This is a genomic window from Micromonospora sp. DSM 43699 (assembly GCF_055517075.1).
Window position 1 is genome coordinate 48,646 of sequence record NZ_JBTMMT010000034.1, and the last position, 21,621, is coordinate 70,266.

General features: G+C 72.0%; 18 protein-coding genes and 1 pseudogene. 9 read left to right on the top strand and 10 right to left on the bottom strand.

Annotation, left to right across the window (positions count from 1 at the left end; genetic code table 11):
- Positions 1-123 precede the first annotated feature (123 nt).
- The gene (gene pcrA / locus AC0AIB_RS17870) at positions 124-2,526 is read left to right on the top strand and encodes a DNA helicase PcrA (RefSeq protein ID WP_328343027.1); all 2,403 of its coding nucleotides are present in this window, start codon (positions 124-126) and stop codon (positions 2,524-2,526) included.
- Positions 2,527-2,574: 48 nt separating this feature from the next.
- Here pcrA and AC0AIB_RS17875 read toward each other — a convergent pair whose 3' ends face one another.
- Both AC0AIB_RS17875 and AC0AIB_RS17880 read right to left on the bottom strand, forming a co-directional pair.
- Positions 2,575-3,345: a M23 family metallopeptidase gene (locus tag AC0AIB_RS17875; RefSeq protein WP_465097101.1), complete on the bottom strand. Its 771-nt coding sequence runs from the start codon at positions 3,343-3,345 to the stop codon at positions 2,575-2,577.
- Between the two features lie 397 nt (positions 3,346-3,742).
- Positions 3,743-4,459 (bottom strand): M23 family metallopeptidase, encoded by a 717-nt coding sequence (locus AC0AIB_RS17880; protein WP_328343031.1) that lies wholly within the window; start codon positions 4,457-4,459, stop codon positions 3,743-3,745.
- Between the two features lie 385 nt (positions 4,460-4,844).
- Between AC0AIB_RS17880 and AC0AIB_RS17885 the strand changes: the two genes are divergently transcribed.
- From AC0AIB_RS17885 to sucD, 3 genes are all read left to right on the top strand, one after another.
- A complete protein-coding gene (locus tag AC0AIB_RS17885) occupies positions 4,845-5,249 on the top strand; it encodes a cobalamin B12-binding domain-containing protein (RefSeq protein WP_328343033.1) in 405 nt (134 codons plus the stop codon).
- 475 nt (positions 5,250-5,724) lie between these two features.
- Complete coding sequence (gene sucC / locus AC0AIB_RS17890) at positions 5,725-6,903, top strand: ADP-forming succinate--CoA ligase subunit beta (protein WP_328343036.1); 1,179 nt, start codon at positions 5,725-5,727, stop codon at positions 6,901-6,903.
- A gap of 2 nt (positions 6,904-6,905) precedes the next feature.
- Positions 6,906-7,793, top strand: coding sequence for a succinate--CoA ligase subunit alpha (sucD, locus tag AC0AIB_RS17895; protein WP_328343038.1), 888 nt, complete (start codon positions 6,906-6,908; stop codon positions 7,791-7,793).
- A 123-nt stretch (positions 7,794-7,916) separates the two neighbouring features.
- On the opposite strand, the gene AC0AIB_RS17900 is transcribed toward sucD, so the two are convergent.
- Complete coding sequence (locus tag AC0AIB_RS17900; protein WP_328343039.1) at positions 7,917-8,183, bottom strand: DUF4190 domain-containing protein; 267 nt, start codon at positions 8,181-8,183, stop codon at positions 7,917-7,919.
- Between the two features lie 156 nt (positions 8,184-8,339).
- Between AC0AIB_RS17900 and AC0AIB_RS17905 the strand changes: the two are divergent.
- A pseudogene (locus AC0AIB_RS17905) lies at positions 8,340-9,614 on the top strand (cell division protein PerM); the annotation flags it as partial.
- Between the two features lie 333 nt (positions 9,615-9,947).
- Here AC0AIB_RS17905 and AC0AIB_RS17910 read toward each other — a convergent pair.
- Together AC0AIB_RS17910 and AC0AIB_RS17915 are read right to left on the bottom strand one after the other, a co-directional pair.
- On the bottom strand, positions 9,948-10,535 hold the full coding sequence (locus tag AC0AIB_RS17910; protein ID WP_328343041.1) for a DUF4190 domain-containing protein: 588 nt from the start codon (positions 10,533-10,535) through the stop codon (positions 9,948-9,950).
- A gap of 26 nt (positions 10,536-10,561) precedes the next feature.
- A complete protein-coding gene (locus AC0AIB_RS17915; RefSeq protein WP_328343043.1) occupies positions 10,562-10,861 on the bottom strand; it encodes a CD225/dispanin family protein in 300 nt (99 codons plus the stop codon).
- 184 nt (positions 10,862-11,045) lie between these two features.
- On the opposite strand from AC0AIB_RS17915, the gene purN reads away from it, so the two are divergent.
- Together purN and purH are read left to right on the top strand one after the other, a co-directional pair.
- Positions 11,046-11,666, top strand: coding sequence for a phosphoribosylglycinamide formyltransferase (gene purN / locus AC0AIB_RS17920; protein ID WP_328343045.1), 621 nt, complete (start codon positions 11,046-11,048; stop codon positions 11,664-11,666).
- Entirely contained in the window at positions 11,663-13,234 is a 1,572-nt protein-coding gene (gene purH, locus AC0AIB_RS17925; protein WP_465097102.1) for a bifunctional phosphoribosylaminoimidazolecarboxamide formyltransferase/IMP cyclohydrolase, read from the top strand. The genes purN and purH overlap by 4 nt, the downstream gene beginning before the upstream one ends.
- Positions 13,235-13,308: 74 nt before the next feature.
- On the opposite strand, the gene AC0AIB_RS17930 is transcribed toward purH, so the two are convergent.
- From AC0AIB_RS17930 to AC0AIB_RS17950, 5 genes are all read right to left on the bottom strand, one after another.
- Positions 13,309-14,355 (bottom strand): ABC transporter ATP-binding protein, encoded by a 1,047-nt coding sequence (locus tag AC0AIB_RS17930; protein WP_328343049.1) that lies wholly within the window; start codon positions 14,353-14,355, stop codon positions 13,309-13,311.
- The gene (locus AC0AIB_RS17935) at positions 14,339-15,376 is read right to left on the bottom strand and encodes an ABC transporter ATP-binding protein (RefSeq protein ID WP_465097103.1); all 1,038 of its coding nucleotides are present in this window, start codon (positions 15,374-15,376) and stop codon (positions 14,339-14,341) included. Before AC0AIB_RS17935 ends, AC0AIB_RS17930 begins: the two co-directional genes overlap by 17 nt.
- Before the next feature lie 40 nt (positions 15,377-15,416).
- A complete protein-coding gene (locus AC0AIB_RS17940) occupies positions 15,417-16,373 on the bottom strand; it encodes an ABC transporter permease (protein WP_328343052.1) in 957 nt (318 codons plus the stop codon).
- A gap of 18 nt (positions 16,374-16,391) precedes the next feature.
- Entirely contained in the window at positions 16,392-17,330 is a 939-nt protein-coding gene (locus AC0AIB_RS17945; RefSeq protein ID WP_328343054.1) for an ABC transporter permease, read from the bottom strand.
- Positions 17,331-17,450: 120 nt separating this feature from the next.
- Positions 17,451-19,055: a peptide ABC transporter substrate-binding protein gene (locus tag AC0AIB_RS17950; RefSeq protein ID WP_328343055.1), complete on the bottom strand. Its 1,605-nt coding sequence runs from the start codon at positions 19,053-19,055 to the stop codon at positions 17,451-17,453.
- A 414-nt stretch (positions 19,056-19,469) separates the two neighbouring features.
- On the opposite strand from AC0AIB_RS17950, the gene AC0AIB_RS17955 reads away from it, so the two are divergent.
- Positions 19,470-20,330: a bifunctional methylenetetrahydrofolate dehydrogenase/methenyltetrahydrofolate cyclohydrolase gene (locus tag AC0AIB_RS17955; protein ID WP_328343056.1), complete on the top strand. Its 861-nt coding sequence runs from the start codon at positions 19,470-19,472 to the stop codon at positions 20,328-20,330.
- A gap of 270 nt (positions 20,331-20,600) precedes the next feature.
- Positions 20,601-21,551, top strand: a complete 951-nt coding sequence (locus AC0AIB_RS17960; protein ID WP_465097104.1) for a malate dehydrogenase — start codon at positions 20,601-20,603, stop codon at positions 21,549-21,551.
- The last annotated feature ends 70 nt before the right edge of the window (positions 21,552-21,621 follow it).

Consider the following 21,621-nt stretch of genomic DNA (forward strand, 5'->3'; position numbering starts at 1 on the left):
GGGCGTGCGCGGGCGGAAAGTGGTGTGCTCGGCGTCCCGTCGGGCGGCAGGCGGTGTGCTCGGCGTCCCGTCGGGCGTGCGCGGGCGGGAAGTGTCCGGCCGTCGGCATAGACTCGCCGTGCGATGCATCCTCTCTTCGACATCCCCGCGTCCCCGCCCGCGCCCGAGCCCGCGTCGGTTCCGCCGCGTCGGCCCGGCCCGGCCCGCCGCCTCGACCCGCAGGAGCTGGTGGAGGGCCTGAACAGCCCGCAGCGGGACGCGGTCACCCACTCCGGCTCACCACTGTTGATCGTGGCCGGGGCCGGCTCCGGCAAGACCCGGGTGCTCACCCACCGGATCGCCTACCTGCTCGCCGCGCGGGACGTCCACCCCGGCGAGATCATCGCGATCACCTTCACCAACAAGGCCGCCGGTGAGATGAAGGAGCGGGTGGCCCACCTGGTCGGCCCGCGCGCCCGGCTGATGTGGGTGTCGACGTTCCACTCCGCCTGCGTACGCATCCTGCGCGCCGAGCATGAGCATGCCGGTCTGAAGTCGACCTTCTCCATCTACGACGCCGACGACTCCCGTCGGTTGATGCAACTGGTCGCCCGGGAGCTGGATCTCGACCCGAAGCGCTACCCGGCCCGGGGGCTGGCCGCCCAGGTGTCCAACCTGAAGAACGAGCTGGTCGACCCGGAGGAGTTCGCCGGCCGGGCGAAGGGGCCCAACGAGCGGGCCCTGGCCGAGTCGTACACGCTCTACCAACGGCGGCTGCGCGAGGCGCACGCGTTGGACTTCGACGATCTGATCATGACGACGGTGCACCTGCTCCAGTCGCACCCGCACGTCGCGGAGAGCTACCGTCGCCGGTTCCGGCACGTCCTGGTCGACGAGTACCAGGACACCAACCACGCGCAGTACACCCTGATCAAGGAGCTGGTCGCCGGCACCGAGGGGATCGCGCCGGCCGAGCTGTGCGTGGTCGGCGACGCCGACCAGTCGATCTACGCGTTCCGGGGTGCGACGATCCGCAACATCCTGGAGTTCGAGCGGGACTTCACCGATGCCCGGACGATCCTGCTGGAGCAGAACTACCGCTCCACCCAGACCATCCTCAACGCGGCCAATGCGGTGATCGACCGGAACACCTCCCGCAAGCCGAAGCGGCTGTGGAGCGACGCCGGGGCGGGCGAGCAGATCGTCGGCTACGTCGCCGACACCGAGCACGCCGAGGCCGACTGGGTGGGCCGGGAGGTCGACCGGCTGGTCGACGCGGGGGAGACCCGCCCCGCCGACGTCGCCGTCTTCTACCGCACCAACGCCCAGTCCCGGGTCTTCGAGGAGGTGTTCATCCGGGTCGGCCTGCCCTACAAGGTGGTCGGCGGGGTGCGCTTCTACGAGCGCAAGGAGGTCCGTGACGCGTTGGCCTACCTGCGTGCGGTGGTCAACGACGACGACACGGTGAGCCTGCGCCGGGTGTTGAACACCCCCCGCCGGGGCATCGGTGACCGGGCCGAGGCGTGCGTCGAGGCGCTCTCCAGCCGGGACCGGATCTCCTTCGGCGCGGCGCTGCGCCGGGCCCGGGACGCGCCGGGCATCTCCACCCGGGCCGCCAACTCCATCGGCGAGTTCGTCGCGCTGCTCGACGACGCCCGCGAACTGGCCGAGGAGGGCACTCCGGAGGACGTGCTGGAGGCGCTGCTGACCCGGTCGGGCTACCTGACCGAGCTGGAGGAGAGCCTCGACCCGCAGGACGCCGGCCGGGTCGACAACCTCCAGGAGCTGGTCAGCGTCGCCCGGGAGTACACCGAGCGGATCGAGGCGCTGGGCGAGGACGGCGAGCGGGCCACCCTGGCCGGCTTCCTGGAGCAGGTGGCGCTGGTCGCCGACGCCGACCAGATCCCTTCCGACGACCCCGACCACCAGGGCGTGGTCACCCTGATGACCCTGCACACCGCCAAGGGCCTGGAGTTCCCGGTGGTCTTCCTGACCGGCCTGGAGGACGGCGTCTTCCCCCATCTGCGCTCGCTGGGCGACACCCGGGAGCTGGAGGAGGAGCGCCGGCTGGCGTACGTGGGGATCACCCGGGCCCGGCAACGGCTCTACCTGTCGCGGGCGGTCACCCGCTCGGCCTGGGGGCAGCCGTCCTACAACCCGCCGTCGCGTTTCCTGGAGGAGTTACCGCCGGAGCTGGTCCGCTGGGAGCGCACCGAGGGGACGTACACCTCGTGGGCCGGTGGGGGCGGCGGCGTCGGCGGCCGTGCGGACCGCGCGTCGGGCGGTCGCGGGGGCTTCACCGGCGGTACGCCGCGGGCGGCGGAGCTGGCGAAGCGGATCGGGGTGGACGCCAGTCGGCTGGCCACCGCCAGCGAGCTGCCACAGGGGCCGAAGGTGTCGGCCGGCGACCGGGTCAACCACCAGCGTTACGGGTTGGGCCGGGTGCTCGCGGTGGAGGGGCACGGGCCGAGTGCCCGGGCGCAGATCGACTTCGGCGACCAGACCATGTGGCTGGTGCTGCGGCACGCCCCGCTCGACAAGCTCTGAGCGGTCGGCCCCGCCCCGGTCGGGGCGGGGCCGTAGCAGCGGCCTGACTCAGCAGGCCACGTCGATGCCCCGGGCGCGCAGGAACGGCGCCGGGTCGATCTGGTTCCACATCTGCCCCTGGTGCACCTCGAAGTGCAGGTGGGGGCCGGTGGAGTCACCTGTGGAACCCTCGTAGCCGATCACCTCGCCGACGCCGACCCGGTCGCCGACGGCGACCTTCAGGCTGCTCTGGTGGGCGTAGTGGGTCAGGTAGCCGTTGCCGTGGTCGAGGAAGACCGAGACGCCGTAGCCGTCCCCGACGTCGCCCGCCTTGACCACCGTTCCTGCCGCGGCGGCGTGGATCGGGGTGCCGGCCGGCAGGGCGAAGTCGATGCCGGCGTGCAGGGCACCCCCCCGTTGGCCGTAGCAGGAGGTGATCTCGGCTCCCGCCATGGGGATCACCCAGGACGGCTTCGGCTTCGGTGTGGCCGTCTTCTTCGCGACGACCTTCGGCTTCGTGGCGACCTTCGGCCTGGCGGGGGCCCTCTTCGTCGGCGCGACCGTCGGGATGGGGCTGGCGGAGGTCGGCCCGACGGTGGGGCTGACCGGGGCGGCCGGCTCCCGGGCGGACCGGTCGGCCCGGCTGGCGGCGTCGGCCCGCGCCGCGGCCTCCGACTGGGCCCGGGCGTCGAGCGCTACGGTCGCCGGCTCACCGGCGTCGCCGCCGTCGAGGGCGATCGCCGAGATCCCGGCCAGGGCCAGGGCGACCAGTGCGCCGGCACCGACGAGGGCGCGTCCACGCCGGGTCCGGCGTCGGTGCCGGATCACGGTGCCGGGCATCCCGGCGCTCCGGGCGGTACCGGCGGCGCTGTCGTGCCGGGAAGTGTCGTCGTCTCGGCAGCTGCTGTCGTCGCGGGGGGTGCTGTCGTTCCGGGATGTGTTGTCGTCCCGGCGGTGGCTGTGTTCCTGCACGGCGGACCTTCACACACTCAGGGGGTTCGGACCGGGACCATCCTGGGTGTCGAAACGGGTCGGCGACGGTGCGGGTACCGGCGGGTAGCCTCAGCCGCCCGCGACGCTGCCCGACTATGCCCCGCCCTCGGGGCGTCTGACCAGTTGTCCGATCGTGGTCGACCGTGTCCTCGGTCACACTGCGGCATGTGACGCAGCAGACATGGCCGCACGAAGAACCGCCCGGATCGGCAGATCCGGGCGGTCGACAGGCATTACCCAGGGGTCAGGAAGCGGCAGCCTCGGTGTAGTACGCCTCGACTTGCAGCTTGATGTCCACTCCGCGCTCCTGCAGCCACGGCACCGGGTCCAGAGGCTGGCCCTTGACATGGACCTCGAGGTGCAGGTGCGCGCCGTAGGAGTGGCCGGTGTTGCCGACCAGGCCGAGCTGGTCACCCGCCTTGACCTGCTGGCCCTCGTGCACGCTCACCGCGGAGGAGTGGCCGTAGATGGCCTCGCTGCCGTCGGCGTGCTGCACGATCACCGCGTAGCCGTAGCCGCCGAACCAGCCGGCCTTGGTGACCGTGCCGGAGTGGATGGCCACGTACGGGGTGCCCTCGGGCGCGACCAGGTCGATGCCGGTGTGCAGCTTGCCCCACCGCACGCCGTACGGGGAGTTGAAGTCGTAGCCCTGCATGGGCAGCAGCCACGGGTCCTGCTCGCTGGCCCCCGCCTCGGCATCCCGGGCATTGTCCCGGGTGGCCCGGTCGGCGGCGTCGGCACGCGCAGCGGCGTCCTGGCTGGTGATCGAGGCCTGCCGGAGCTCGTCGAGGACCGACGGGCTGACGCTCTTGGCGTCCGGCATCGCACCCGCGCCGAGCGCGACGATGCCGGCGCCGACGAATGCGGTGGTGACCACCGCCGCGTAGCGGCTCCGCGGGGGCGTGGGTACGCGGCGACGGCCGCGATATCTATCGGGCTCAGACGACAGGCGCTGGCGCACGCACACCCTCCGTTGTCGGGGATCCGATGCCACCTCCGACCGTTCGGTGCAGTTCATCGAACGGTCGTCGGTAGCGTCATCACCCGTCCGTGGACCTGATGACAACCGTGGACACGTTAGCCCTCCACCGCTCCCGTCACAAGCGGAAGCGCCGAACCGGCGATTCGTTCTGTCCGTTTACGTCCATCATTGTCATAGCTCCGGCCACCGGACGGCTGTCCCCCTTCCTGCCCGTTCGTCGCGGACAGTGACCGTTCGGCGGAGGCGTCCGGCTTCCGGGTGGCCCGCCGGGAGGGTAGGGGTCCGGCCCGGGTTTTCCACACCTGCCCAGTCGGGTTACCGTTCGTTCAGCTGGTGACCGCGGAGCCGTGGAAGGTGTGCGCTGATGAACTCTCGTATCCGGGTAGTCGTCGCGAAGCCGGGCCTCGACGGCCACGACCGGGGTGCCAAGGTGGTGGCGCGCGCCCTGCGTGACGCCGGCATGGAGGTCATCTACACCGGTTTGCACCAGACCCCGGAGCAGATCGTCGAGACCGCCATCCAGGAGGACGCCGACGCGGTCGGCCTCTCCGTGCTCTCCGGCGCGCACATGACGCTCTTCCGCCGGGTGCTGGAGCTGCTCGCCGAGCGGGACGCGCGGGACATCGTCGTCTTCGGTGGCGGCATCATCCCCGACGCCGACCTGCCCGAGCTGGTGGAACTCGGCGTCAAGAAGATCTTCACGCCGGGCGCGACCACCCAGTCGATCGTCGAGTGGGTCCGCGCCAACGTGGCCCAGCCGGTCGCCTGACGGTCCCGGGCGCGTCGCACCCTGTTCGTCCGCCGATGGCGGTGCGCCAGGGTGCCGCCGTTCAGTCGTGCCGCGACCCCGGCGGCGAATCCGGGCAGGGTGAAGGGCCGGACGCACCCCTCACACGCCCGGCCCTTCTATGCACGATGCCCCGCCGCCACCCCTCGACCGACAGGGCATCGGCCGCTCCCGTCTTCGCGCTGACCAGCGCTCCGACATCAGACTCAACGACGCCCGTACGGTGGGGTTACGCATCACGTGGGACAACCTGTGGACGGTTCTGTGCCGTCGGCGAGTCGTCGAGGGCGCGCTGTGCATTACCGCACACCGCGCACCCGCTCGGTTGCCGCCGGTGCCCACCTCGCTAGGCTGCGGCCAATGGCCTGTTTCAACTGATGACAGGCGTCAACGGAGTTTCCACAACGCTGGCGGCGGCGCGACGGCGCGCCGCGGAGACGGGACGGGACGCGCAATCGTGGACCTGTACGAGTACCAGGGGCGGGACCTGTTCGAGCGGCACGGCTTGCCTGTGCTCGCCGGCGGCGTCGCCACTACCCCGGAGGAGGCCCGCGCGATCGCCGAACGCCTCGGCGGTCGGGTGGTCGTCAAGGCGCAGGTGAAGGTCGGTGGCCGAGGCAAGGCCGGCGGCGTCAAGCTGGCCGAGGGCGCCGACGAGACGGTGGCCAGGGCCACCGACATCCTCGGCATGGACATCAAGGGTCACACCGTCCACAAGGTCATGATCACGGTGACCGCGGACGTGGCCGAGGAGTACTACTTCTCGTACCTGCTCGACCGGGCGAACCGCACCTTCCTCTGCATCGCCAGCGTCGCCGGCGGCATGGACATCGAGCAGGTCGCCGCCGACACCCCCGACAAGGTGGTCAAGGCCCCGATCGACGCGGTCGAGGGCGTGGACGAGGCGAAGGCCCGGGAGATCGTGGACGCGGCCGGTTTCCCGGCCGAGGTCGCCGACCAGGTCGTCGCGGTAGCGGTGGGGCTGTGGAAGGCGTTCGTCGCCGAGGACGCCACCCTGGTCGAGGTGAACCCGCTGGCCACGACGGGCGACGGCACGCTCCTGCTGCTCGACGCCAAGATCACGCTGGACGAGAACGCCGGCTTCCGGCACCCGGACCACGAGGCCCTGGTCGACCAGGCCGCGGTGGACCCGCTGGAGCAGGCCGCCAAGGAGAAGGACCTCAACTACGTCAAGCTCGACGGCGAGGTCGGCATCATCGGCAACGGCGCGGGTCTGGTCATGTCCACCCTCGACGTGGTGGCCTACGCGGGTGAGCGGCACGGCAACGTCAAGCCGGCCAACTTCCTCGACATCGGCGGTGGCGCGAGCGCCGCGGTGATGGCCAACGGTCTGGAGATCGTGCTCTCCGACCCGTCGGTGCGCAGCGTCTTCGTCAACGTCTTCGGCGGCATCACCGCCTGCGACGAGGTCGCCAACGGCATCATCCAGGCGCTGGCCCTGCTGGAGGAGCGCGGCGAGAAGGTCACCAAGCCGCTCGTCGTCCGGCTCGACGGCAACAACGCGGAGGCCGGTCGGGCGATCCTCGACGGCGCCGGGAACCCGCTGGTGCAGCGGGTCGACACCATGGACGGCGCGGCCGAGCGGGCCGCCGAGCTGGCAGCTGCGGGGGTCTGACGATGGCGATCTGGCTGACCAAGGAATCCAAGGTCATCGTGCAGGGGATGACCGGGTCCGAGGGTTCCAAGCACACCCGGCGGATGCTCGCCGCCGGCACCTCGGTCGTCGGTGGCGTGAACCCGCGCAAGGCCGGCACCACCGTCGACTTCGACGGCACCGAGCTGCCGGTCTTCGCCTCCGTCGCGGACGCGATGCGGGAGACCGGGGCGGACGTCACGGTGATCTTCGTGCCGCCGCAGTTCACCAAGGGCGCGGTGATCGAGGCGATCGACGCGCAGATCCCGCTCGCCGTGGTGATCACCGAGGGCGTGCCGGTGCACGACACCGCCTCGTTCTGGGCGTACAACGTGGCCAGGGGCGAGCAGACCCGGATCATCGGGCCGAACTGCCCCGGCATCGCCTCGCCGGGCGCCTCCAACGCGGGCATCATCCCGGCCGACATCACCGGCTCCGGCCGGATCGGCCTGGTCAGCAAGAGCGGCACGCTGACCTACCAGATGATGTACGAGCTGCGCGACATCGGCTTCTCCACCTGCGTCGGCATCGGCGGTGACCCGATCATCGGGACCACCCACATCGACGCCCTGGCCGCGTTCGAGGCCGACCCGGACACCGACGCGATCGTGATGATCGGTGAGATCGGCGGCGACGCCGAGGAGCGGGCCGCCGACTTCATCAGGGACAACGTCACCAAGCCGGTGGTCGGTTACATCGCCGGCTTCACCGCGCCCCCCGGCAAGACCATGGGGCACGCCGGCGCGATCATCTCCGGCTCGGCGGGCACCGCCGAGGCCAAGCAGCAGGCGCTGGAGGCGGTCGGCGTCAAGGTCGGCAAGACCCCGACCGAGACCGCCAGGCTGATGCGGGAGCTGATGTCCGGCCGCTGAGCCACCGACCGTACCGCCCCTGTCACCCGGGGCCGGGCCGCCGAGCGGGCGGCTGGGCCGCCGGGCCCGGCACCGGCGGGCGACAGGACCACCGAGGGGGTCGACCGGAGACGGTCGGCCCCCTCAGTTGTTGTTCCAGAGCGGGTACGTCCCGCTGGCCCGCCAGATCGCGGTGCCGATGATGTTGATCACGCCGAACGCGATGGCCAGGTAGCCGAGGACCGGCGACTGGCCGTACCGTTTGGCGTCCCGGATCGACAGATAGCCGAAGATGATGCCCAGGATGCCGCAGCAGATCAGGCCGAGGACGATGCCGAGCACCCCCCAGAGCGTGGTGCGGTCCCGCCCGGCCGCAGCCGGCGGCGGGGGCGGTGGGTACCCAGCGTTCACGACTTCCTCCGGACGGTCGGTGCCGCGACTTCGGTCGCGTCCCTGCGCCGAGGCTAGACCGGATCGGCGCCCGACGGCGGTGGATCACGGAACTCGCCGGGTCCGCGCGGGTCCGACGGGCAGCCACCACCGGTCCGACGTGCCAGAGTAGAGCCGATGTCCTCGAACACCCCTGATCAGCCGCGCCGTCCCGCCGGTGTCCGTGCCGGCGGTAGGCCGCCCGGTCGCGCCGGTGGCCCCCGGGTGCCCGCCCCCCGTCGGCCGGAGCAGTCCGGGCGCTCCCGGGCGCCGCTGCCGGTCGCCGCCGGGGTGGCCGCCGCGGGTGCCGCCCTCACCTCGTACCTGCCGGTGGCGGTGGTGCTCGGGGTGGCCCAGTTCAGCGAGGACGCCGGCTCGGTGGTCGGTGCGCTGCGCGCCGGGCTGGCCGGTTGGCTGCTCGGGCACGGTGTGCCGCTGCAGACCACCGCAGGCCCGCTCGGCCTCGTCCCGCTGGCGCTCGCCGCGCTCGCGTTCTGGCGGCTGGGCCGGGCCGGGGTGCACACCAGCCGGGCGGTGGGCGCGCGCGGTGGCCGGTCACCCCGGCAGACCGTCGCCGTCGCCGTCGCGGTCGGCACCGGGTACGCCCTGTTCGGCGTCCTGGCCGCGCTGCTGGTCGACCACGCCGGACTGCGGGTCTCCCCGGTCCGGTCCGGGGCCACCCTGTTGCTCTTCGGCACGCTGGCCGCCCTGGTCGGGGCGGTCCGCACCACCGGCGTGGCAGGCCTGTTCGCCGCCCGCGCGCCGGCGGTGCTGCGCGACGGCGTCCGCACCGGCCTGGTCGCCGGTCTGCTGCTGCTCGGGGCCGGTGCCGGCGCGGCCGGGCTGGCGGTGGCGACCGGTGGGGGAGACGCCGCCGACCTGATCGGGGCCTACCGGACCGGGGTCGCCGGCCAGGCCGGCATCACCCTGGTCAGTCTGGCCTACGCGCCGAACGCCACCGTCTGGTCGACCGCCTACCTGCTCGGTCCCGGATTCGCCGTCGGCACCGACACGGCGGTGCGGCTCAGCGAGGTCTCCGTCGGGTCGCTACCGGCCGTACCACTGCTCGCCGGCCTGCCCAGCGGCCCGGTCGACGGGCTCGGGGCGGTGCTGCTGGCGGTGCCGGTGCTGGCCGGCATGACGGCGGGTTGGCTGCTCGGCCGCCGGCTGCTGCGCCCGGACGGTGACGACCGGGTCGCCGTGAGCTGGTCGGCGCTGCTCGGCCCGGCTGCCCTCGCCGGGCCGGTGGTCGGCCTGGTCGTCGGGCTCGCCGCGGCGGCCTCCGGCGGCCCGCTCGGCGGCGGCCGGCTGGCCGAGATCGGCCCGGTGCCCTGGCAGGTGGCGGCGGTGGCGACCGCGGTGGTGACGGTCGGCGCGCTGCTCGGGGCCGCCAGCGCCAAGGTCCTCGCCCGCCCGTCGTCCGGTCCCCGCCCGTCGGCCCGGTCCCGCCCGCCTGCCGACCGGTCCCGCCCGCCTGCCGACCGGTCCCGCCCGCCCGCCGACCGGCCCCGGGCGACCCTCGATCTGCCCGGTGCGTCCCAGGACAGGCCGTCCCGGCCGGTGCGTGACTGACCGCCCGCCCCCCGCACCGCCCGGGTCCCGGTTGCCGGTGCCCGAGCGCCGGTCCGACGTCCCCGACGCCGGCAGGTGACGGTCGCGGGCAGGCCGCGCACGGCGGCGGGCCGCTGCCGCGCGCGGCGAAGGGCGCCCCGGACGATGCCGGGACGCCCTTCGCCGCGCGCCTGGTCAGGGCGAGGTGGGCAGCGTGAAGGTGCCGATGAGGTTGAGGAGCACCAGCAGGATGCCGAGCCCGACCGCCACCGCCCCGCAGATCAGGCCGGCCTTGGCCTGACCGGCGTTACCGGCCAGCCCCTGGGCCGCCTTCTGCATTCCCAGCCAGCCGGTGACCACCGCGCCGATGCCGAGCGGGATGCCCAGGAAGGCGCAGCAGAGCAGCGGGATCGACGCGATGCCGAGGATCAACGACACCAGGCCGAGGGTGTTCTGCTGCCCCTGGGGCGCCGGGTAGCCGGCCCCCGGGTAGGAGGCCGCCGCGCCGTACGGCTGCTGCGCGTACGGGTCCTTGCCGACCGGCTGGCCGTACGGGTCTGGCTGGCCGTACGGCTGGCCCGAGGTGGGCGGAGGGCCGTACGGGTCGTGCGGCTGCTGCCCGTACTGAGGCTGCTGCCCGTACGGTGCCGCCGGCTGCTGCCCGTACGGCGCCTGCGGCGCGGCGTACGGGTCCTGCGGCTGGCCCGACACGGGCTGCTGCCCGTACGGGTCGTGCGGGGGCTGCTGGCCGTACGGGTCCTGGCCGGGGTTTCCGGGCTGCATCTCGGGTGCTCCTCAGTCGTGGTCCGTCAGTAGCTGCTCGTGCTGGTGTTGCCGCCGATCGCACCCATCACACCACCGAAGATGCAGCAGAGCAGCACGATGACGAGCCAGACGGCACCGATGATGAAGGCCAGCTTCGACCACTTCTTGGACTCCCGGGCGGCGGCCTCGGCGCCCGCGTAGTCGCCCTGCTGGAGCAGCGGGTTGACCTTCGAGGCGTTGATGATGGCGGGGATCGCCAGCGGCCAGAAGAAGAAAATGGCCACGATCGACGGGGTCATGTTGTTGTTGATCGGCTGCTGCGGGTTGGGGTAGCCGGGCTGCATCGTGGTGCTCCTCGTTCACGTCGGTACGGCGTCCGTACCTGATCATTGGTAAAGGGTGCGGTGGCCGGACGTGGTCCGGCCACCGGGCGACCGGCAGCGTATCGTGCCGGGGCGACACGTGTGATCACCCGAAACGTCGCCGCCCGGCAGATGGGCGGGCCGACCTGCCCGCTAGGGTTGCCCGGTGTCCGAGCCCGCGTCCGTCGCCCGCCTCGTCGTCCTCGTCTCCGGCTCCGGCAGCAACCTCCAGGCGCTGCTGGACGCCGCCGCCGACCCCGGTTACCGGGCCCGGGTGGTGGCCGTCGGTGCCGACCGGGACGGCATCGCCGGCCTGGACCGGGCCGCCGCCGCCGGGGTGCCGACCTTCGTCGAGCGGGTGAAGGACCACCCCACCCGGGCGGACTGGGACGAGGCCCTCACCGCGCACGTCGCCGGGCACCGGCCCGACCTGGTCATCTCCGCCGGCTTCCTCAAGCTGGTCGGGCCGCAGTTCCTGACCGCCTTCGGCGACCGGTACCTGAACACCCACAACACCCTGCTGCCGGCGTTCCCCGGCATCCACGGTCCCCGGGACGCGCTCGCCTACGGCGTGAAGATCACCGGGGCCACCCTCTTCTTCGTCGACGCCGGGATGGACACCGGCCCGATCGTCGCGCAGGTCGCCGTGCCGGTCCGCGACGACGACGACGAGCAGACGCTCACCGAGCGCATCAAGGAAGCCGAGCGCCGCCAGCTCGTCGAGCAGGTCGGTCGGCTGGTTCGTGCAGGTTGGACGATCACCGGAAGAAAGGTCACCGTTCCGTGAGTGCCACGCAGGACTCCCGCCGCCCGATCAGGCGGGCGCTGGTCAGCGTCTACGACAAGAGTGGTGTGGTCGAGCTGGCCCGCGCGCTGCACGAGGCCGGGGTGGAGCTCGTCTCGACCGGTTCCACCGCGTCGACGATCTCCGGCGCGGGCGTGCCGGTGACCCCGGTCGAGCAGGTGACCGGTTTCCCCGAGATCCTGGACGGCCGGGTGAAGACCCTGCATCCCGGGATCCACGGCGGTCTCCTGGCCGACCTGCGCAAGGACTCGCACGCCGCCCAGCTCGACGCGCACGGCATCGCCGGGATCGACGTCCTGGTCTCCAACCTGTACCCGTTCCAGGCCACCGTCGCCTCCGGCGCGTCGCCTGACGAGTGCGTCGAGCAGATCGACATCGGGGGGCCGGCGATGGTCCGGGCCGCCGCCAAGAACCACGCCTCGGTCGCCGTGGTGACCGACCCGGCCGCGTACCCGGCGCTTGTCGCCGCGCTGGCCGAGGGGGGTTTCACGCTGGCCCAGCGCCGGGCGCTCGCCGCCCGCGCCTTCGCCGACATCGCCGAGTACGACGTGGCGGTCGCCGACTGGTTCGCCACCACCGCCGCCCCGGACGGCGAGGGCTGGCCGGCCTTCGCCGGGTTGGCCCTGCGCCGGCAGGCGACGCTGCGCTACGGCGAGAACCCGCACCAGGGGGCGGCCGTCTACGCCGACCCGGCCAGCCCGGCCGGGCTGGCCCAGGCCGAGCAGCTGCACGGCAAGGAGATGTCCTACAACAACTACGTCGACGCCGACGCCGCCTGGCGGGCCGCGAACGACTTCCCCGACGAGCCGGCGGTGGCGATCATCAAGCACGCCAACCCGTGCGGCATCGCCGTCGGCACGGACGTCGCCGAGGCCCACCGCAAGGCCCACGCCTGCGACCCGGTCTCCGCCTTCGGCGGGGTGATCGCCGTCAACCGGCCGGTCTCGGTGGAGCTGGCCGGGCAGGTCGCGGAGATCTTCACCGAGGTGCTCGTGGCCCCGGGGTTCGCGCCCGGCGCTGTGGAGATCCTCCAGGGCAAGAAGAACATCCGGCTGCTGCGCGCCCCGGCCTTCCAGCCGCTGCCGGCCGAGTGGCGGCAGGTCACCGGCGGTGTCCTCGTACAGCAGCGGGACCGGATCGACGCCGCGGGCGACGACCCGGCGAACTGGCGGCTGGCCACCGGCGAGGCGGCCGACGAGGCGACCCTGCGGGACCTGGCGCTGGCCTGGCGGGCGGTCCGCGCGGTGAAGAGCAACGCGATCCTGCTGGCCCGCGACGGCGCTTCGGTCGGGGTCGGGATGGGACAGGTGAACCGGGTCGACTCGGCCCGGCTGGCGGTCAGTCGGGCCGGTGCGGAGCGCGCCCGGGGTGCCGTCGCCGCCTCGGACGCCTTCTTCCCGTTCGCCGACGGCGTCCAGATCCTGATCGACGCCGGGGTGAAGGCGATCGTCCAGCCCGGCGGCTCGATCCGCGACGAGGACACCATCGCCGCCTGCAAGCAGGCGGGCGTCACCATGTACCTGACCGGCACCCGCCACTTCTTCCACTGACGCCACCCGTGTTCAGCTGCGGCTGACCGGCGCGCTGCCCGCTGGGCCGGGCCGGCGGCCGCAGCTGACCGGGGTCAGACCTCGGGCGCGGCGGGTGGTGGGGGGCGCAGCGCGGCGAAGTGGCAGGCGCTGGGGTGCGGGTCGGCGGGTCGGGGGACGGTCGGCGGGTCCTCGCGGGCGCAGATGTCCTCGGCCTTCCAGCAGCGGGTGCGGAAGTGGCAGCCGGACGGCGGGTCGGCCGGGCTGGGCACGTCACCGGTCAGCCGGATGATGCCGGCGGCGTCGCGGGCGTCCGGGTCGGGCACCGGCACCGCGGAGAGCAGCGCCTGGGTGTACGGGTGGGTGGCCCGCTCGTAGATCTCCTCCTCGGTGCCGATCTCGACGATCCGGCCCAGGTACATCACCGCGACCCGGTCACAGATGTGCCGGACCACCGACAGGTCGTGCGCGATGAAGATGTAGGACAGCCCGAACTCGTCCTGGAGCTGCTCCAGCAGGTTGATCACCTGCGCCTGGATCGAGACGTCCAGGGCGGAGACCGGCTCGTCGCAGACGATCACCTCGGGGCGCAGGGCGAGCGCGCGGGCGATGCCGATGCGCTGCCGCTGGCCACCGGAGAACTGGTGCGGATAGCGGTTGACGTGCTCGGGGTTGAGCCCGACCACGTCCAGCAGCTCCTGCACCCGGCCGCGCTTGCTGCCCTTCGGCGCGGCGTCCGGGTGGATGTCGAACGGCTCGCCGATGATGTCGCCGACAGTCATCCGCGGGTTCAGCGAGGTGTACGGGTCCTGCATCACCATCTGCATGTTGCGGCGCAGCCGGCGCAGCTCGCCCCCGGAGGCGGAGAGCAGGTCCCGGCCCTCCAGGGTGGCCCGGCCGGAGGTCGGCGTCTCCAGTCGCATCAGCAGCCGGGCGAGGGTCGACTTGCCGCAGCCGGACTCGCCGACGATGCCGAGCGTCTCGCCCCGGTGCAGCGTGAAGCTCACCCCGTCGACGGCCCGCACCGCGCCGACCTGTCGCCGGAAGACCACGCCCCGGGTGATCGGGAAGTGTTTGACCAGGTCTTCGACGGCGAGGATGGTCTCGCCCCGGACCTTGGCCGGGCTAGCGGGCGCGGTCATCGTGGACCTCCTGCGCGAAGTGGCACGCGCTGGTCCGGCCGTCGGCGAGGACCAGGTCGTCGGGCACCACGTCCACACAGACCTGCCGGGCGTACGGGCAGCGGGGGTGGAACGGGCAGCCGGTGGGGATCCGCATCAGGTTCGGGGGCAGTCCCCGGATCGTGGACAGCTCCCGGCCGCGTACGTCCAGCCGGGGAATCGAGGCCAGCAACCCCTTGGTGTACGGGTGGGCGGGCGCCCGGTACAGCGCGCGGACGTCGGCGTGCTCGACGATCCGGCCGGCGTACATCACCGCGATCCGGTCCGCGACGCCGGCCACCACGCCCAGGTCGTGGGTGATCAGGATCATCGCCATGTCGAGGTCGCGTCGCAGGTCGGCCAGCAGGTCCATGATCTGGGCCTGCACGGTGACGTCGAGGGCGGTGGTCGGCTCGTCGGCGATGAGCACCTTCGGGGCCAGCGCCAGCGCCATCGCGATCATCACGCGTTGCCGCATGCCGCCGGAGAACTGGTGCGGATGGTCGCCGAGCCGTCCGGCCGCCCCGGGAATGCGTACCAGGTCCATCAGCTCGACGGTCCGTCGGCGGGCGTCGGCGCGGGACATCCGGTCGCGCTGCCGCAGCGTCTCGCCGATCTGCCAGCCGACCGGGAAGACCGGGTTCAACGCGGACAGGGCGTCCTGGAAGATGATCGCGATCTCCTTGCCGCGCACCTGCCGACGCTGCTCCTCGGGCAGGGTCAGCAGGTCACGGCCCTGGTAGCGGATCTGACCGGAACGGATCACCGCCGGTGGGGTGTCCAGGATGCCCATGATCGCCTGGGCGGTGACCGACTTGCCGGAGCCGGATTCGCCGAGCACGGCAAGGGTCTCGCCCGGGTCCAGATGGTAGGAGACCCCGTTGATCACCTTGGCCACCCCCTCGCCGGTGCGGAACTCGACGTGCAGGTCCCGTACCTCAAGCAGGTGCCCGCCGGGCGGGGTGGGTGAGGCCGGCGTGGGCCGGACCGTGGACCCGGTCACCGGATCCACCTCGCGCTCGCGGCCGTGGCCTGCATGACGATCACCGGAGTTTCGGGTCGAAGGCGTCGCGGATGGCGTCGCCCAGCATGATGAAGGCGAGCACTGTCAGCGCGAGGAAGGCGGACGGGACCACCAGCGGGGTCGCCGACTCACGCATGTGCACCCGGCCGGCGTCGATCTCGATGCCCCAGGAGATGGTCGGGGCCTTCAGTCCGATGCCGAGGAAGCTCAGGGTGGCCTCGGCGGCGATGAACGACCCGAGTGCGATGGTCAGTACCACGATCGCCGGGGCGAGCGCGTTGGGCAGGATGTGCCGCCACATGATCCGGCCGTCGCCCGCGCCGAGCATCCGGGCGGCGGCGACGTAGTCCTGCTCCTTGGCGGTGATGACCGAGGAGCGGACCACCCGGGCGGCGGTGGTCCAGCCGAGCACCGCCAGCACGAAGATCACCGCGAACAGCCGGACCGTGTCGCTGCTGGTGCTGACCCGCTTGAGCAGCACGATCGCGGCCAGCAGCAGCGGGATGCCGAGCACGATGTCGATCACCCGGGAGAGCACCGCGTCGACCCACCGGCCGAAGTAGCCGGCCACCATCCCGACGACCAGCGCGATGATCCCGGTGAGCAGCGCGGAGACCGCGCCGACCAGCAGCGAGGCGCGCGCCCCGTAGACCGCCCGGGCGTACGTGTCGCAGCCCTGGAAGTCGTACCCGAAGACGGCCCCGCCGGACGCCCCGGCGTGCTGGCGGGAGAGCACGCAGTCGCGCGGGTCGTTGGCGGTGAACAGCGACGGTACGGCGGCCATCGCGGTGACCAGCACGACCAGCACCAGGCTGAGCCAGAAGACCGGTTTGCGGCGCAGGTCGCGCCAGGCGTCCCCGGCCAGGCTGCGGGGCTTCTGCGGTACGCCCACCCGGTCGGGCGTGCCGGGCTCACCGGAGACCCCCCGCCGGGCGGCCTGGTCCTCCGTCGCCGCGACCGTCTCGAAGTCGCTCATGCCGGCACCTCACTGCGCTCACTCATAGCGGATCCTCGGATCGAGGACGGCGTACAGGACGTCCACCACCAGGTTGGCGACGAGATAGACGACGACGAGCACGCTGACGATGCCCACCACGAGCGGGCCGTCCTCGGTGCGGATGCCCCGGAACAGGTTGAAGCCCACTCCCGGGATGTTGAACACACCCTCGGTGATGATCGCGCCGCTCATCAGGTTGCCCAGCTCGACGCCGAGGAAGGTGATCACCGGGATCAGCGAGTTGCGCAGCACGTGCACGCCGATTATCCGCCGCCGGAGCAGGCCCTTGGACCGGGCGGTCCGTACGTAGTCGGCGCGCAGGTTCTCGGCGACCGAGGTGCGGGTCAGCCGCAGCGCGGTGGCCAGCGAGAGCGAGCCGAGCACGATGCCGGGCAGCAGCAGGGCGAACAGGTCGGGGTCGGCCCCGGCGGTGGGCGGGAAGAGCGGCCACCGGACGCCGAGCAGGTACTGGGCGAGCGGGGCCAGCACGATGGTGGGGATGCCCAGCACCAGCAGGGTCAGCACCAGCGTGGCGTTGTCGAAGAGACCGGCCCGGCGGATGCCGGCGAGTACCCCGGCGGTGACCCCGAACAGGATCGTCACGGCCATCGCGATCAGGGCCAGCTTGACGGTGACCGGCCAGGCGGCGGCGAGGATGTCCCCGATCGACCGGCCGGTCAGCGACTGGCCGAGGTCACCCTGGAGCAGGTTCTTCAGGTAGTCGAGGTAGCGGTAGAAGAAGCCGCCGACGCCGGTCCGGTCGAGGTGGAACTTCTCCGTCAGGTACGCCCGCTGGGCCGGGGTGACCGGCCGTTCGCCGGCCAGCGCCTGGATCGGGTCGCCCTGGCCGGCGAACATCAGGGCGTACACGATCAGCGTGGTCCCGAAGAAGGCGAGGACCATCTGGAGCAGACGCCGCAGAACGAAGCGGAACATACTGTGCAGTCTTGCCGAAAAGGGGCGAAGATGGAGGCGGGTCGGGTCACCGTCCACCGATGACCCGACCCGTCCTGCCGGCTGCGTCCGCCGACGGCCCCGTTGCCGCCGCCGTCCGGACTAGCTGACCGCCTCGATCTTCAGCAGGTCGACCCGGTCGAAGAGGTCCATCTGGACGTTCTTCACCTTGGTCGAGTGCCCGAAGTTGTTCTGGCCGTAGCGCAGCGGGATCACCGGCATGTCCTTGGCCAGCAGGTCCTCCGCCGCCTGGTACTTCTTGACCGCGGCTTCCTCGTTCGGGGCCTTGGCGCCCTCGGCCAGCAGCCTGTCGAACTCGGGGTTGCTGTAGCCGTAGTAGTTCGAGGAGCCGTTCGTGCTGTACAGCGGGCCCAGGTAGTTCTCCATGGACGGGTAGTCCATCACCCAGCCCATCCGGAAAAGGCCCACCGGCTGCTTCGCCTTGACCTTGGTCAGCAGGTCGGCGAACTTGGGCTCGGCGGTGCCTACGCACTCCACGCCCAGGTTTGCCTTGAGCTGGTTGCAGGTCGCGTCGATCCAGTCCTTGTGCCCACCGTCGCCGTTGTACGACAGCTCGATCTTCTTCGGGCCGCCCGCGGCCTCGTACGTCGCCTTCGCCTTGGCCGGGTCGAACTCGCCGGCCGCGCCGATGGTGTTCTCCCGGTAGCCCGCGACCACCGGCGAGACGAACGAGCGGGCCGGCTGCTGGGAGTCCTTGAAGATCGACCTGGTGATCTCGTCCCGGTCGATCGCCATCGAGATGGCCTTGCGGACCTCGGGGTTGCCGAACTCCTTCTGGAAGGTCGGGAAGGCCAGCACCTGGAGCGACGAGGCGGGGCTCTGCTGGAACCGGTCACCCAGGTCGGTGCCGGCGGTAGACAGGTTCTCGGTCGGGATCGTCTTGATCACGTCGAGGTTGTCCGAGAGCACGTCCGCGTACGCGGCGGTCGGCTGCTGGTAGATCCGGAACTCGACGCCGCCCACCTTCGGCTGCTCGCCGGGGAAGGCGTCGTAGCGCTCCACCTCGACCTTGGCGTCGTGCTGCCAGGAGCCCTTCATCCGGAACGGGCCCTGCCCGACCGGGGCCTGCTCGTAGCCCTCCTTCAGCACGCCGGGCCCCGAGAAGGCGGCCTTCGGCAGCGGGTAGAAGGCGGTGTAACCGAGCATCGACCTGAACTCGCTGTACGGCTCGGTCAGCGTGACGGTGAAGGTCAGGTCGTCGACCTTCTTCAGCCCGGACATCCGCTCCGCCTCCGGCTTGTCGCCCTGGAGGTCGGCGTACCCGGCGATCTTCTCGAAGAAGTAGCTGGAGTTCTGCCCGTTGGGGGCGTACGCGCCGTAGTTCCAGGCGTCGAGGTAGTTGTCGGCGGTGACCTTCTCGCCGTTGTGGAAGGTGTAGCCGTCCTTGAGCTTGACCGTCCAGACCTTGTTGTCCGAGGAACTGACCGATTCGGCGGCCACCTCGTACGGCTTGTTGGCCTCGTCGTAGTCGACAAGCGGGCTGAACAGGGCGGCGAGCACCTGCGAACCGCTCGTCTCGTTGGTGTTGGTCGGCACCAGGTGCTGCGGCTCGGCGATCTCGATCCGCACGGCCGCGTCGGGGTCGGACTGGCCGGTTCCGCTGCCGCCGCCCGAGCCGCAGGCCGCCAGGCCCAGGGTCACCGCGAGCGGGAGAGCGGTCCAGGCAGCAAGCCTGCGCACACGCATGGGGGTCTCCTCATCTCATCACGTAGCGCAGCCGAACCCGGCGCTGGGTGACTCTGCGCAACGTCTGGCAACGGTAGGTCGGGGGCGGCCGATCGACAACGGGAGCGTTGCGAACGCATAACGGGTCACCGCCCGCGCCCTTGTCGCCAGGCGGTGCATCTGATAGAGGAAGAGGTCGAAATGGCTGCTCGTCGTGGTGAGTCGAGGCCTGGCCCGGGGGCTGGTGGCCCCGGATCTACGTCTCTGGCGGGTCGCGGACCGCCCGTCCGGCCCATGCCCGGTGCGACCCGGCCGTCCGGCGCGCCCGGTGGCCCGTTCTCCGTTTGATTACAATCAGTGACTTACGGCACGTTACGGAAAGTCACGCCTCCCCGTCGTCGGCCCGCCGTCCGCCGGCCATGAGACGATCTGGTCGTGACGGCGATCATCCTGGACGGCAAGGCGACCGCGGCCGAGATCAAGGACGAGCTGCGGGTACGGGTCAAGGCGCTGGCCGAGCGAGGTGTCACCCCCGGCCTGGGCACCGTCCTGGTCGGTGCGGACCCCGGCTCGGAGGCCTACGTCAACGGCAAGCACCGCGACTGTGCCGAGGTGGGCATCGCCTCGATCCGCCGGGAGCTGCCCGCCGACGCCACCCAGCAGCAGCTCGACGACGTGCTCGCCGAGCTGAACGCCGACCCGGCCTGCCACGGCTACATCGTCCAGCTGCCGCTCCCGGCGCACCTGGACACCCAGCGGGCCCTGGAGATGATCGACCCCGACAAGGACGCCGACGGCCTGCACCCGGTGAACCTGGGCCGGCTGGTGCTCGGCTACGACGGCCCGCTGCCCTGCACCCCGCGCGGCATCGTCGAGCTGCTCCGTCGATACGACGTGCCGCTGCGCGGCGCCAACGTCGCCCTCGTCGGCCGGGGCAACACCGTCGGCCGCCCGCTCGGCCTGCTGCTCAACCGGCGTAGCGAGAACGCCACCGTCACCCTCTGCCACACCGGCACCCTGGACCTCGCCGCGCACACCCGCGCCGCCGACGTCGTCGTCGTCGCCGCCGGGGTGCCCGGCCTGCTCACCGCCGACATGGTCACCCCCGGCACCACCGTGGTGGACGTCGGCATCACCCGGGTGATCGGGGACGACGGCAAGGGGCGGTACACCGGCGACGTGGACCCGGAGGTGGCGCAGGTCGCCGGTCGGCTCGCGCCGATGCCGGGCGGCGTCGGCCCGATGACCCGGGCCATGCTGCTCACCAACGTCGTCGAACGCGCCGAGCGCGGCTGACCCGGCCGAGCGCGCTGATCCGGTGAGTGCGCTGATCCGGTGAGTGCGCTGATCCGTCGGGCGCGGGGTGTCGCCGGCACGCGCTGATCCGCCCCGCTCGGTGGCGGTGCCCGCCGCCGTGGTGTCCGCCGTCCGCTTCGCCGCTCGTCGGGAACCGGGCGGTGGTGACGTTGACCCCATCCCGGGGACGGCCGCCGCCCCTGGCCTGAACGGTCCCACGATGACTGTTACGGTCGGGAAAACCGACTGGTAGCAGGGAGTGGGACGACCATGGGTAAGAAGGTCACTGTCGTCGGGGCTGGTTTCTACGGCTCCACCACCGCACAGCGCCTGGCCGAGTACGACGTCTTCGACACGGTCGTGATCACCGACATCGTGGAGGGCAAGCCGGCGGGTCTCGCGCTGGACCTCAACCAGTCCCGCGCGGTCGAGGGCTTCGAGACCAAGGTCGTCGGCGCCACCACCGGCCCCAACGGCGAGGGCTACGAGGCCATCGAGGGCTCGGACGTCGTGGTGATCACCGCCGGTCTGCCCCGCAAGCCGGGGATGAGCCGGATGGACCTGTTGGAGACCAACGCCAAGATCGTGCGGCAGGTCGCCGAGAACGTCGCCAAGTACGCCCCGAACGCCGTCGTCATCGTGGTGTCCAACCCCCTCGACGAGATGACCGCGCTGGCCCAGCTCGCCACCCAGTTCCCCAAGAACCGGGTGCTCGGCCAGGCCGGCATGCTGGACACCGCCCGGTTCACCAACTTCGTCGCCGAGGCCCTCGAGGTGCCGGTGAAGTCGGTGAAGACGCTGACCCTCGGTTCGCACGGCGACACGATGGTCCCGGTGCCGTCGCAGAGCACCGTCAACGGCAAGCCGCTGCGTGACGCGATGCCGGCCGAACAGATCGAGGAGCTGGTCGTCAAGACCCGCAACGGTGGCGCCGAGGTCGTCGCGCTGCTCAAGACCGGCTCGGCCTACTACGCCCCGTCCGCTGCCGCCGCGCGGATGGCCAGGGCGGTGGCCGAGGACTCCGGCGCGGTCATGCCGGTCTGCGCCTGGGTCGACGGTGAGTTCGGCATCTCCGGGGTCTACCTGGGCGTCGAGGCCGAGATCGGCGCGGAGGGCGTCAAGCGGGTCGTCGAGACCGGCCTGGACGCCGACGAGCTGGCCAGCCTCAAGGAGGCCGCCGAGGCCGTCCGCGCCAAGCAGGCCGACGTAGCCAGCATGTGACAAACCCCTGAACACCGCCCGGAGGGGCGGGCCGGCTCCCCCCGGCCCGCCCCTCTCCCGTCTCCCACCC